This window comes from Mycobacterium canetti CIPT 140010059, assembly GCF_000253375.1.
GTDB classification, from domain to species: domain Bacteria; phylum Actinomycetota; class Actinomycetes; order Mycobacteriales; family Mycobacteriaceae; genus Mycobacterium; species Mycobacterium tuberculosis.
This window is the reverse complement of sequence record NC_015848.1, coordinates 1,584,760-1,597,243: the sequence shown is the minus strand read 5'-3', so window position 1 is coordinate 1,597,243 and position 12,484 is coordinate 1,584,760. Positions and strand designations below refer to the sequence as shown.

The window sequence follows — 12,484 nt, the reverse complement described above, 5'->3', positions numbered from 1 at the left end:
TGTCGAACAATTTGACAAAGTCAAGATCACCTATAACGTTTCTATAACATTACCAATGATGGCCTATATCACCTGCGCTTATGCTGCACGATCACGACAAGTCTGCTCATACCCACAGGATTCAGGGGGACGGTCATGTCGTTTTTGTTTGCACAGCCGGAAATGCTGGGCGCGGCGGCGACGGATCTGGCAAGCATCGGCTCGGCGATCAGCACGGCCAATGCTGCGGCCGCGGCCGCCACGACGCGTGTGCTGGCCGCCGGTGCCGATGAGGTGTCCGCCGCGGTGGCGGCGCTGTTTAGCGGCCACGCGCAGACCTATCAGGCGCTGAGCACTCAGGCGGCGGCGTTTCACCAGCAGATCGTGCAGACCCTCACGAGCACGGCAGGCGCGTATGCCAGCGCCGAGGCCGCCAACGTCGAGCAGCAGCTGCTGGGTGCGATCAACGCGCCGACCATGGCGCTGCTGGGGCGCCCGCTGATCGGCCACGGCGCCGACGGGGCGCCGGGGACCGGGCAGGCCGGCGGGGCCGGCGGGATCCTGTACGGCAACGGCGGCAACGGCGGGTCCGGCGCCACCGGTCAGGCCGGCGGTGCGGGCGGGGCGGCCGGGCTGATCGGCCACGGCGGGGCCGGCGGCCTGGGTGGCACCGGCGCGTCCGGTGGTGCCGGCGGGGCCGGCGGATGGCTGTGGGGCAACGGCGGGGCCGGCGGCAATGGCGGGGTCGGGGTGGCCGGCGACCCCGGTGGTGTCGGCGGTGCCGGCGGTGCCGGCGGCGCCGGCGGTGCCGGCGGCGCCGCCGGATTGTGGGGCAGCGGAGGGTCCGGCGGCACCGGCGGGCAAGGGGGGGTCGGTGGCGGCAAGTCCGGCGACGGCGGCACGGGGGGTATCGGCGGCGCCGGTGGCGGTGGTGGCTGGCTGCACGGCGACGGCGGCGCCGGCGGACACGGCGGGCAGGGCGGAACCGGCGTCAGCTCAGGAGGCAACGGCGGGGCCGGCGGCACCGGCGGCGACGGCCGCGGCCTGTCGGGCAGCGGCGGGGCCGGCGGCACCGGCGGGCAAGGCGCAATTAGCGGCGCCGGCGGGGCCGGTGGCAATGCCTGGCTGATCGGCGACGGCGGTGCCGGCGGCAACGGCGGTGATATCCGTGGCCAGGGCGGCGGCGCCGGTGGAGCCGGCGGCGCTGGTGGGCAACTCATTGGCAACGGCGGCACCGGGGGGGCAGGCGGGACCGTCACCAGTCCGACCGGTCTTGGCGGTGCTGGCGGAGCCGGCGGGTCCGCCAGTCTGATTGGCCACGGCGGCACCGGCGGGGCCGGCGGGCACAGCGCCCTGGGGCCCGACGGCAATGGCGGAATTGGTGGTGCCGGCGGGGCCGGTGGCAACGGCGGACAACTCTACGGCACCGGCGGCACCGGCGGCGCCGGCGGCAAGGGCGGCGACGGCTTCGGCGTGTTCGGCAAGGGTGGCGACGGCGGGACCGGCGGGCGAGGCGGTGCCGCAGGACTGATCGGCGACGCCGGGACCGGCGGGACCGGCGGAAAGGGCGGCACCGCCGGCGAGGACGGTACCGGCGGCAACGGCGGGACCGGCGGAAACGGTGGGGCCGCCGTCCTGATCGGCAACGGCGGGGGCGGCGGCGCCGGCGGAAACGGTGGGGCCGGCAACGATGGCACCCCCGGCAACGGCGGGGGCGGCGGCGTCGGCGGGACCGGGGGAACCCTGTTCGGCCAGCCCGGCCAACCCGGTCCGCCCGGCCAGCCCGGCCCCGCCTAACCCGACCAAATCGACGCGGGCCGCGAAACCCTGAAAAGGGCTGGTCTACCCGCGGCGCGAATATTCGCTGGGCGCAACGCCATACCAGCGTTTGAACGCATGCGAGAACGTCGAGACTTCGGTGTAGCCCAGCCGGGTGGACACCTGCTGCACCGTCAGCCCGACGTTGCGTAGCAGGTCGACGGCCACGGTGGAGCGCGCCTCGCCCAGCAAGGCCCGAAACGAAGTGCCTTCCTCGGCAAGTCGACGCCGCAGCGTCCGCGGATGCATGTCAAGTTCGCCAGCAACGTCGGTAAACGTTGGGAAAAGCCCGGAATCGCGAAACAGCTTGCTGCGCACCAAGGCCGTGATGCCACGGCGTCGCTCGTTGCGTTGCATCAGCACGTCGCATTGTGCAATACAGATTTCCAACGTATGGCGGTCGGCCTGCGGCAACGGCTCGTCGAACATGGCACGCGGGAAGTGCACCCGGTTGTGCGCGCGCCCGAATGCGACGTCGTGCACCGGCACAAGCTCGAGCAACGGGCGCAACAATTCCGCGTCAACCGCCAGTTCGGCCGATACTTGATCCGCATACTTCGCGGCTAACGGAAGCGCGAAACTCGTTGTCGTCGCGATGATTCCGGCAATATCGCGCTCGATGAAGAATCCACGGACATCGGCCGGCAAGTGGCTGGCATCCAGTTCGACCAGGCAATCGTCGGCGGTTTCAAACAACGTGATATCGACGTGCATGGTGGTCAACGCGAAATAGCGCATCGCGATGGTAAGCAGTTCGCGAAGGGTGCCACATGACATCACGGCAAACCCGAACAACCCGAAGTGGGTGAGCGCGAACCGGCTGCCTACGTCGATCCCGATACCGGCGTCGTCGGGCAATCGGGCCAGCAACCGGCGCACCGCGGTGATCTCGTCAAGCGCACCGACCACCGCGTCCGGATCGTCGAGGTCGGCCGGCTCGATCGCCGTGCCCGCCAGCACATCAGCGGTCGGCACCCCGCGCTCGTTGGCCACCTCACACAGCACCCGGGTCGCATACACCGGATGCCTCACCTCGGCCGGAGGCGGTAGATGTCCCACGAGGCTGTCCTAAACTCACAACAATTTGTCCCATAGTCTCATTTCGGGCCAGTCAGCGTCATCCATACAGTGAAGTCATGGCCACCGCCACCACCCAGCGGCCCCTGAAGGGACCGGCCAAGCGGATGAGCACCTGGACGATGACCCGGGAAGCCATCACCATCGGATTCGACGCCGGCGACGGCTTCCTGGGCCGGCTACGCGGCAGCGACATCACCCGATTTCGTTGTGCTGGCAGACGTTTTGTCTCGATCAGTCACCCCGACTACGTCGACCATGTGCTGTACGAGGCCCGCCTGAAATATGTCAAATCCGACGAATACGGACCGATCCGGGCCACCGCCGGTCTCAACTTGCTCACCGACGAGGGCGACTCATGGGCAAGACATCGCGGCGCGTTAAACCCGACCTTCGCCCGGCGCCACCTGCGCGGACTCGTCGGTCTGATGATCGACCCAATCGCCGACGTCACCGCCGCGCTGGTGCCCGGCGCGCAGTTCGACATGCACCAAAGCATGGTCGAGACGACATTGCGGGTAGTCGCCAACGCCCTGTTCAGCCAGGACTTCGGGCCGTTGGTGCAGTCCATGCACGATCTTGCGACTCGCGGCCTGCGGCGGGCGGAAAAGCTGGAGCGGCTGGGGCTGTGGGGGCTGATGCCGCGGACGGTTTACGACACGCTGATCTGGTGTATCTACTCGGGTGTTCATCTGCCGCCGCCGTTGCGGGAAACGCAAGAGATCACGCTGACCCTGGACCGCGCCGTCAACTCGCTGATCGATCGGCGACTGGCCGAGCCGACTAACTCCGCGGACCTGCTCAACGTGTTGCTGAGCGCCGACGGCGGAATCTGGCCCCGCCAGCGAGTACGCGATGAAGCTCTGACGTTCATGCTCGCCGGCCACGAAACCACCGCCAACGCCATGTCCTGGTTCTGGTATCTGATGGCGCTGAACCCGCAGGCCCGCGACCACATGCTCACCGAGCTGGACGACGTGCTGGGCACGCGCCGCCCGACCGCCGACGACCTGGGCAAGCTGGCCTGGACCACCGCGTGCCTGCAGGAATCGCAACGCTACTTCTCGTCGGTGTGGATAATCGCGCGCGAGGCCGTCGATGATGACATCATCGACGGACACCGAATTCGCCGCGGCACCACCGTCGTCATCCCGATTCACCACATTCACCACGACCCGCGCTGGTGGCCCGACCCGGATAGATTCGATCCTGGCCGGTTTTTGCGGTGCCCCACGGACCGTCCTCGCTGCGCATACCTGCCGTTCGGTGGCGGCCGACGCATCTGCATCGGACAGAGCTTCGCCCTGATGGAGATGGTTTTGATGGCGGCAATCATGAGTCAACACTTCACCTTTGACCTCGCCCCTGGCTATCACGTCGAACTCGAGGCGACGCTGACTCTGCGACCCAAGCACGGAGTACACGTCATCGGGAGGAGGCGATGATGCCCGACTACCACGCACTGATCGTCGGCGCCGGATTCTCCGGGATCGGCGCCGCAATCAAGCTCGACCGGGCGGGATTCAGCGACTACCTCGTGGTCGAAGCCGGCGACGGTGTCGGCGGGACCTGGCACTGGAACACCTATCCCGGTATCGCCGTGGATATTCCGTCCTTCTCCTATCAGTTCTCTTTCGAGCAGAGCCGGCACTGGTCGCGCACCTATGCACCCGGACACGAGCTGAAAGCCTACGCCGAACACTGCGTCGACAAATACGGCATCCGGTCGCGGATCCAGTTGAACACCAAGGTGCTTGCCGCCGAGTTCGATGACGAGCACAGCCTGTGGCGGGTGCAAACGGACCCGGGCGGCGAAATCACAGCCAGGTTCCTGATCAGCGCATGCGGCATTCTGACGGTGCCCAAACTACCCGACATCGACGGGGTGGACTCGTTTGAAGGCGTCACCATGCACACCGCACGCTGGGATCACACCCAGGACCTGACCGGCAAGCGCGTCGGGATCATCGGCACCGGCGCCTCGGCGGTGCAGGTCATTCCCGAGATGGCGCCAATTGTCTCCCACCTCACCGTTTTTCAGCGCACCCCTATTTGGTGTTTCCCCAAATTCGACGTTCCACTGCCCACAGCCGTTCGTTGGGCGATGCGGATTCCCGGCGGCAAAGCCGTCCACCGGCTGCTCAGCCAGGCCTTCGTGGAAGCAACGTTCCCCATCGCGGCGCACTACTTCGCGGTGTTTCCGTTGGCCAAGCACATGGAGTCAGCGGGACGGCGCTACCTGCGCCAACAGGTCCACGATCCGGTGGTGCGCGAGCAACTCACCCCGCGATACGCAGTGGGGTGCAAGCGGCCCGGCTTCCACAACACCTATCTGTCGACGTTCAACCGGGACAACGTGCGGCTGGTCACCGAGCCGATCGACAAGATCACACCCACTGCGGTGGCCACCACCGACGGCGCCAGCCACGAGATCGATGTGCTGGTGCTGGCGACCGGCTTCAAGGTGCTAGACACCGACAGCATCCCGACCTATGCCGTCACCGGAACTGGCGGTGCGTCCTTGAGCCGGTTCTGGGACGAGCATCGGCTGCAGGCCTATGAGGGCGTCAGCGTTCCCGGCTACCCGAACTTCTTCACCGTGTTCGGACCGTACGGCTACGTCGGGTCGTCGTACTTCGCGCTCATCGAGACGCAGGCACACCACATCATCCGGTGCCTGAAGCGAGCCCGCCGCACCGGCGCCACCCGCATCGAGGTGACCGAAGAAGCCAACGCTCGCTATTTCGCGGAGGTGATGCGCCGCCGGCACCGCCAGGTCTTCTGGCAGGACAGTTGTCGGCTGGCCAACAGCTATTACTTCGACAAGAACGGTGACGTCCCGTTGCGCCCGACCACCACGGTCGAAGCCTACTGGCGCAGCCGGCGGTTCGATCTCGGCGACTACCGCATCAGCAGCTAGCGCCGAGCAGACGCAGAATCGCACGCGGAAGCCTTTCCGCGTGCGATTCTGCGTCTGCTCGCGCCCTCGACGCTAGATGGCGCGCTTGAGGTCGTCGACCTTGTCGAGCTGCTCCCACGGTAATTCGACGTCGGTGCGGCCGAAGTGCCCGTAGGCGGCGGTCGGCGCATAGATCGGGCGCAACAGGTTCAGGTCGCGGATGATGGCACCGGGGCGCAGGTCGAACACCTCGCCGATGGCCTTCTCGATCTTGACCGGGTCTTCCGTCTCGGTACCGAACGTCTCGACGAACAGGCCGACGGGTGCCGCTTTACCGATGGCGTAGGCCACCTGCACCTCGACCCGTTCAGCCAACCCGGCGGCGACGACATTCTTGGCCACCCAGCGCATCGCGTACGCCGCCGACCGGTCCACCTTGGACGGATCCTTGCCGGAGAAGGCGCCGCCGCCGTGGCGGGCCCAGCCGCCGTAGGTGTCGACGATGATCTTGCGGCCGGTGAGCCCGGCATCGCCCATCGGCCCGCCGAGCACGAACTTGCCGGTCGGGTTCACCAGCACCCGCACCGTCGACGCGTCCAGGGTTTCGTGGGCCAGGTCGTCGAGCACGGTGTTGAGCACCTTTTCCCGGATGTCGGGATCAAGCGTCTTCTCCAGGTCGATATCGGCCGCGTGCTGGGTGGAGATGACCACGGTATCCAGCCGCACCGGAACGTTGTCCTCGTAGGCGATAGTGACCTGCGTCTTGCCATCCGGACGCAGGTAGGGCAGCACCCCGTTCTTGCGGACCTCGGTCAGCCGCCGCGACAGTCGGTGGGCCAGCGCGATGGGCAGTGGCATCAGTTCCGGGGTGTCATTGATCGCGTAGCCAAACATCAGGCCCTGGTCACCGGCGCCCTGGGAGTCCAGCGGATCGGCCGCGCCCTCGACCCGGGCCTCGTGGGCGGTGTCGACCCCCTGGGCGATGTCGGGTGACTGTGCGCCGATGCCGATGTTCACCCCGCAGGTCGCCCCGTCGAAACCCTTGTCCGACGAGTCGTAGCCGATCTCGAGGATCCGTGCGCGGACCGTGTTGGTGATGTCGGCAAACGCCTCCTTAGCCGAGGTGGTCACCTCACCCACCACGTGCACCTGCCCGGTGGTCACCAGCGTCTCGACCGCGACACGTGAGCGCGGGTCCGCCGCTAGAAGCGCGTCCAGAACCGAGTCGCTGATGGCGTCACAGATCTTGTCGGGATGTCCCTCTGTCACCGACTCACTGGTAAACAGCCGACCCTTTTCGCTCACTATCGTCATCCTTCCGATAAATAGTTAGCCGAATTATATCCTCAGGCATCAATCTCAGCTCGTCCAATCGAGCAAGGGATCGTCCAGCACCTGTCCAGGACCCGTACAGAACCGGCCGCCGGACCCGTTAGCTGCTACAGCCTGCCAGGAACGTGACGATTGCATCAACGATACGGCTCGCCATCAGTGTCTTGGAGCCGTGCTGCAATGCCGACTCGGTACCATCGGACGCCAGTAGCCAGCCGTCGTTGCTGTCTACCTCAAAGGCCCTGCCTTCGCCGACGGCATTGACGACTAACAGATCGCAGCCTTTGCGTCGCAGTTTAGCTCGGGCATGAAAGAGCACGTCGCCATTGGCGTCGCCGGTCTCGGCTGCGAAGCCCACAATGGCCCGCATGTTGGGCAGTTGTCCATGGGCTCGGGCCCGCACCACCCCGGCCAGCACGTCGTCGTTGCGCAGCAGCTCGATGGTCGGTGGGCCTTCGACGCCTTTCTTGATTTTGGCGGTGGCAACCTGCGCGGGCCGGAAGTCGGCGACGGCCGCCGCCATCACCAATACGTCGGCGGTCGGAGCGTGCTTGGACACCGCGTCGGCGAGTTGCTGGGCCGAGCTGACGTGCACCACCTCGACGCCGGCGGGATCGACGAGCCCTGCGGTATGCCCAGCGATCAAAGTAACGTCGGCGCCGCGCTGGGCGGCCACCCGCGCCACCGCATAGCCCTGCTTGCCGGAGCTGCGGTTGCCGATAAAGCGCACCGGATCGATCGGCTCGCGTGTGCCACCGGCGGTAACCAGCAGCTTTCGCCCCGCGAGATCGTAGGGCAGGGCGTCGTGCCGCTCCAGCAGCAGCTGGGCGAGGGTGGTGATCTCCTCCGCCTCGGGCAGTCGGCCGGCCCCGCTGTCGGCGCCGGTAAGCCGTCCTGTCGCGGGCTCGAGCACCACCGCGCCGCGGCGGCGCAGCGTGGCCACGTTGTCGACGGTGGCCGGATGCAACCACATCTCGGTGTGCATCGCCGGCGCGAACAGCACCGGACACCGCGCCGTCAGCAGCGTCGCGGTCAGCAGATCGTCGGCTCGACCGGCCGCCGCGCGGGCCAGCAGGTCGGCGGTGGCCGGCGCCACTACGACCAGATCGGCCTGCTGGCCGAGGTGAACATGCGGGACCGCCGGAACGTCGGCGAAAACGTCGGTGCACACCGGCTCACCGGAGAGCGCCTCGAAGGTCGCGGCACCGACGAAGCGCAGGGCGGATTCGGTGGGAATGACCCGGACGCGATGACCGGCCTCGGTGAGTTGACGAACAACCGTGCACGCCTTGTAGGCGGCGATGCCCCCGGAGACACCGACTATTACCTGCTTGGGGATCCGTTTATGGTCCACCACCTCAGGCCTGCCCTGTTACTCGCCCTCGGTGTGCTCGAGCAGATCGGCGTGGATCTCGCGCAACGCGATGGACAACGGCTTCTCTTGCAACCCCGGCTCAACCAGCGGACCGACATATTCGAGGATGCCCTCGCCAAGCTGGTTGTAGTAGTCGTTGATCTGCCGGGCACGTTTTGCCGCATAGATCACGAGGGCGTATTTGCTCGAGACGCGGTCCAGCAACTCGTCGATGGGCGGATTGGTGATGCCCAGCGGGGTGTCGTAGCCACCTGATGCACCTGACGACGGATCGAACTGATCCACGGCGGGGACGGCGGCCAACGACGCGTCGGACTGCGAGATACTCACGTGAAATTTCTCCTGGCGGCGTAGAGCGGCTTGGAAAGCTAAATACTGACTAGTCACGACGTGGGTCACGGGGAGCCCGGTGCCGTTCCCACCAGCAAGGATACCAATTCCGCACACGCAGACTCTAATCGCCTGTTCACCACGACCTTGTCAAAGTCGCCCTGCGCTGCCAATTCGATCCGCGCGGTGTCCAGGCGGCGTTGGATAACGTCAGCTGTTTCGGTGCCGCGGCCAATCAGTCTGGCCTGAAGATCCTGCCAGCTAGGTGGCGCCAGAAACACGGTGACAGCCTCGGGCATCGTCTTCTTGATCGCCCTGGCCCCGGCCAGGTCAACCTCGATAAGCACCGGCACACCAGTCGCCGCGGCCGCCCGCACCGGCTGGGCCAAAGTGCCCGACCGGTGCAGGCCGCCGTGGATTTCTGCCCATTCCAGCAACTCACCCTGGTCGATGAGCTGCTGAAAGCGGGTGGGGTCGATGAAGTGGTAGTCGACACCGTCGACCTCGCCCGGGCGTGGCGCCCGCGTCGTGGCCGAGACACTGAAATGCAGATTCGGGATCCGCTCGCGCAGACACCGAACCACCGTGGATTTGCCAACCGCGGAAGGACCGGACAGCACCACCACACGTCCCACTGCCGCCGGTTGGCCACGCGCGGTGGGCTTGGTGTCCGGTCCCTCGCCGACGCTCACTGGCGCTCCTGGGCGGGTTCCCCCCACGGGGCGTTCGGCCTGAATTGTGAGCTGGCCCTGTCAGGCCGCCTCTCCCCCGTATGCGGGGGTACGCCCACCACAGGCCTTCCGGCCCGCATCGTCGGCCGGCGGGGTTAGGCGGAGCCGAACTTTTCCAGCAGGGCCTTGCGCTGACGGTCACCGAGGCCACGAAGGCGGCGGGTGGGCGCAATTTCCAGCTCGGTCATGATCTCCTGCGCCTTGACCTTGCCCACCTTTGGCAAGGCCTCAAGCAGCGCAGACACCTTCATTTTGCCCAAGACTTCGTCGCTCTCCGCGTCCTTGAGGACCTGGGTGAGGTTGGTGCCGCCACGCTTGAGCCGATCCTTGAGCTCTGCTCGCGCTCGACGTGCGGCAGCAGCCTTCTCCAACGCGGCCGCGCGCTGCTCGTCGGTCAACTGGGGAAGGGCCACGATTCCTCCGTCTCTCATCGATATCAATCGATCGTTGTTTGTCCCGGCCGGGTACGCCGGCCAGCGCAGACGACCGTACTCAGGCTTCCTGACGAAATCTAACCCGACCCCCTGGTTTTGGGGACAAACGTGCAGCGTGGGAGTAGCACGTGCCACCGGCCAGCGGTCCGCCAGGCGACCTCGAAGGCCTCTCGACGGAGCCCCGTGTCCGTGCCGGCATGGCTGGCATGGAACATGAATAGTGTTGCCTAACAATGGATTTCGACTTTCCGGACCTGCTCAACCGGTCGACGACGGCCGACGACTGGTGGCGGCAGGTGGCGTCGCAACTCGCAGTGCCGGGGATCACTCGCGGTTGGGCGACCTATCGCGCGTGTCGCGCCATGGTTGCGTCAACGCAACCCTGCCAATTTTCGCCGACATCTCCGCGGTGCAACCCAACAAGGATCATCGTGGCTGCTAGTGCCCCGAATGCGGGTGCTCAGCATCATCGGACATTGCCCTGACGATAGCTCTCGAGTGCTCTCTCAGCTGTTTGCCAGCCACTGCCCAGTCAGCTATCAGCGATGCTCGTCGAACACGCCCTGATCATGGGTCCAGGTGCCGGGCATCATCGGCATCGTTGGGCCGCCGCCGAAGTCGTCACTGGCCAGCGTGGTCAACCCCGCCGCTTTCACGACCGCCTCTTTGCGCACCGTGCCAGCAAATCCGATAGGTCCCGCACCACAGTCGGACGCCCGGGCACCCGGCTGGTGCTCTGGGGCCGGAGCTGCCGCGTCGAAACCCATGTCCATCGTGACGAATTCGTCACGATGGCCACGTGCCTTCGCCGCCGAGCGGCCCCGCCGTGCAGCACGCGCCTGCGCACGCGCCGAGGCCTGGGCCGCCGACTCGGCTGCAGCGGAATCGGACGCCGCGGCCTTGGCGTGGGCCGACTGTCCCGAGCCGAACCCTATTCCTGGGCCGCCACCGCCGACCAGGTAGGGCGGGAAGCCTCCGAAACCAGTCGCCGGCGGCGTCGGGCCGGCTGCGGTGGCGCCGGCCGCTGCCGCCGGTGCGGGTGCTGAGGCGGGGAGCATGCCCGGCGCGGCGACTGCAGGGCCCACCCCGGCGACCGCCAACATAGGCGGCGCGGCCGCGACGGGTGTCAGCTCCGGTACAACGGCGGGTATCGCAGCAGACGGAATGGCGCTCAGGCCGGATAGGCCCGCCAAACCAGTTATTGCTCCCAGGTGGGCGATGACGCCAGTGAGGGCAGCCGACAGCAACTGCGGGTACTGGCCCAGCCAGGTAGCGATCTGGGCTATGTGCGTCGGCAAATCCACCACAACGACGTAGAGGAGGAACTGAAAAGCCCCAGTCGGATTGGTGAACAACAGTTCGCCAAATTGTTCACCATCCTGAAAAAACTCGAGGCCTCGAGCCAGCCACCAGATCGCGTGACCGGGGTAGACGTAATCGTCGTAGTCGAGTCCGTTGAGGGTGCCGTTGACGGGGTCCCAAACAATTCGGCCCGCGCTGACGCCACGCAGGATTTCGGCAAAGAAGTTATCGATCATCCTGGCGTGACCGCCATGACTGTGACCGCCATGGTTGTGGCCGTCTTCATCGGAGTCCTCCCCGGTGTCGGGGAGCAGTTCATCGGATTTCAGGATCAGCGGCGGGGGGCTGGTGTGCGGCATCGCGGAGAGCGCCGATCTGGAGACTGTTGAATAGGTCGCCATCGTGGTGGCGGCCCGAACCCACATCTCCACGTACTCGGCCTCATTGATCGCAATGGGAATGGTGTTGATGCCAAAGAAATTGGTCGCTACCAACACCGCGAGCTTGATTTGGTTGGCGGCCAGTTCGACCTGAGTAGGCATCAGCTCTACCGCGGCAGTGTAGGCCTCGATGACGACGTGTTGCTGGGCGGCCATTTCCACGCAGTCGGCGCTGGCTTGGATCAGCCACGCCAGAAACGGCATGTACGCGGCGACAAACGCCTCGGCGGCTTGCCCCTGCCATCCCTCGGAGGCCACCACCCCCAACAATTCCTCGACCTCTGATGCCGCTTCTGCGTATTGGGCGCTGAGCTCCCCATTCTGCGTGGCGGAGATCAACATCGGCCCAACGCCCGCACCGTAGTTCAGCATCGCCGAGTGCACCTCGGGAGGGAAGGCTATCCACGGCTCGGTCATAGCCCACCGCTGAGATACGACGCCGCCGCCAGCGCATCCCCAGCGGCATAACTGGCACCCGATTCGGCCACCCCGACCCCCGAGCGGCCGAGCTCCTCAACCCCCTGAGCGGCCATTGCCACATGCTGACTACCGTGAACGCTGAACTCAACGGCGTTGCACACCGAAACCGAGTCGGACCCAGGCGGGATGACCGCCGCGATAAACGGGGCCGCCGCGGCGTGCGCGGCGGCCAGGCGAGCGGTCACTGCTTCGATGGCAGCGCTGGCGCCTGCCAGGCTTTCGGGAACGACTCGCAACGTCACGACACAGACTCCATCTGTTGGGGGTTCAACGGGGATTCAACCGGA

At 66.4% G+C, this 12,484-nt stretch carries 11 protein-coding genes; 3 read left to right on the top strand and 8 right to left on the bottom strand.

Going from position 1 to position 12,484, the window contains the following annotated elements:
• The first annotated feature begins 135 nt into the window (after window positions 1-135).
• Window positions 136-1,776, top strand: a complete 1,641-nt coding sequence (locus MCAN_RS07435) for a PE family protein (protein WP_014000748.1) — start codon at window positions 136-138, stop codon at window positions 1,774-1,776.
• 45 nt (window positions 1,777-1,821) lie between these two features.
• On the opposite strand, the gene MCAN_RS07430 is transcribed toward MCAN_RS07435, so the two are convergent.
• Window positions 1,822-2,856, bottom strand: coding sequence for an AraC family transcriptional regulator (locus MCAN_RS07430; protein WP_014000747.1), 1,035 nt, complete (start codon window positions 2,854-2,856; stop codon window positions 1,822-1,824).
• A 77-nt stretch (window positions 2,857-2,933) separates the two neighbouring features.
• Between MCAN_RS07430 and MCAN_RS07425 the strand changes: the two genes are divergently transcribed.
• Window positions 2,934-4,319 (top strand): cytochrome P450, encoded by a 1,386-nt coding sequence (locus MCAN_RS07425; RefSeq protein ID WP_014000746.1) that lies wholly within the window; start codon window positions 2,934-2,936, stop codon window positions 4,317-4,319.
• A complete protein-coding gene (locus MCAN_RS07420) occupies window positions 4,316-5,794 on the top strand; it encodes a flavin-containing monooxygenase (RefSeq protein ID WP_014000745.1) in 1,479 nt (492 codons plus the stop codon). The genes MCAN_RS07425 and MCAN_RS07420 overlap by 4 nt, the downstream gene beginning before the upstream one ends.
• A gap of 72 nt (window positions 5,795-5,866) precedes the next feature.
• On the opposite strand, the gene metK is transcribed toward MCAN_RS07420, so the two are convergent.
• The 7 genes from metK to MCAN_RS07380 all read right to left on the bottom strand — a co-directional run bounded on the left by metK (window position 5,867) and on the right by MCAN_RS07380 (window position 12,439).
• The gene (gene metK / locus MCAN_RS07415; RefSeq protein WP_014000744.1) at window positions 5,867-7,078 is read right to left on the bottom strand and encodes a methionine adenosyltransferase; all 1,212 of its coding nucleotides are present in this window, start codon (window positions 7,076-7,078) and stop codon (window positions 5,867-5,869) included.
• 127 nt (window positions 7,079-7,205) lie between these two features.
• Window positions 7,206-8,462, bottom strand: coding sequence for a bifunctional phosphopantothenoylcysteine decarboxylase/phosphopantothenate--cysteine ligase CoaBC (coaBC, locus tag MCAN_RS07410; protein WP_014000743.1), 1,257 nt, complete (start codon window positions 8,460-8,462; stop codon window positions 7,206-7,208).
• A gap of 15 nt (window positions 8,463-8,477) precedes the next feature.
• Window positions 8,478-8,810, bottom strand: coding sequence for a DNA-directed RNA polymerase subunit omega (rpoZ, locus tag MCAN_RS07405; RefSeq protein WP_003407248.1), 333 nt, complete (start codon window positions 8,808-8,810; stop codon window positions 8,478-8,480).
• A 65-nt stretch (window positions 8,811-8,875) separates the two neighbouring features.
• Window positions 8,876-9,502 (bottom strand): guanylate kinase, encoded by a 627-nt coding sequence (gene gmk / locus MCAN_RS07400; RefSeq protein WP_003900331.1) that lies wholly within the window; start codon window positions 9,500-9,502, stop codon window positions 8,876-8,878.
• A 134-nt stretch (window positions 9,503-9,636) separates the two neighbouring features.
• Window positions 9,637-9,954, bottom strand: coding sequence for an integration host factor, actinobacterial type (mihF, locus tag MCAN_RS22135; protein ID WP_003407240.1), 318 nt, complete (start codon window positions 9,952-9,954; stop codon window positions 9,637-9,639).
• 560 nt (window positions 9,955-10,514) lie between these two features.
• The gene (locus tag MCAN_RS07385; protein WP_014000741.1) at window positions 10,515-12,134 is read right to left on the bottom strand and encodes a PPE family protein; all 1,620 of its coding nucleotides are present in this window, start codon (window positions 12,132-12,134) and stop codon (window positions 10,515-10,517) included.
• Window positions 12,131-12,439, bottom strand: coding sequence for a PE family protein (locus MCAN_RS07380; protein ID WP_014000740.1), 309 nt, complete (start codon window positions 12,437-12,439; stop codon window positions 12,131-12,133). The genes MCAN_RS07385 and MCAN_RS07380 overlap by 4 nt, the downstream gene beginning before the upstream one ends.
• Between the last annotated feature and the right edge of the window lie 45 nt (window positions 12,440-12,484).

What these genes read in the sequence shown, in the direction of transcription:
- MCAN_RS07435 (WP_014000748.1), top strand. Translation starts at nt 136, where the DNA reads ATGTCGTTTTTGTTTGCACAGCCGGAAATGCTGGGCGCGGCGGCGACG.
- MCAN_RS07425 (WP_014000746.1), top strand. Translation starts at nt 2,934, where the DNA reads ATGGCCACCGCCACCACCCAGCGGCCCCTGAAGGGACCGGCCAAGCGG.
- MCAN_RS07420 (WP_014000745.1), top strand. Translation starts at nt 4,316, where the DNA reads ATGATGCCCGACTACCACGCACTGATCGTCGGCGCCGGATTCTCCGGG.
- MCAN_RS07385 (WP_014000741.1), bottom strand. Translation starts at nt 12,134, where the DNA reads ATGACCGAGCCGTGGATAGCCTTCCCTCCCGAGGTGCACTCGGCGATG.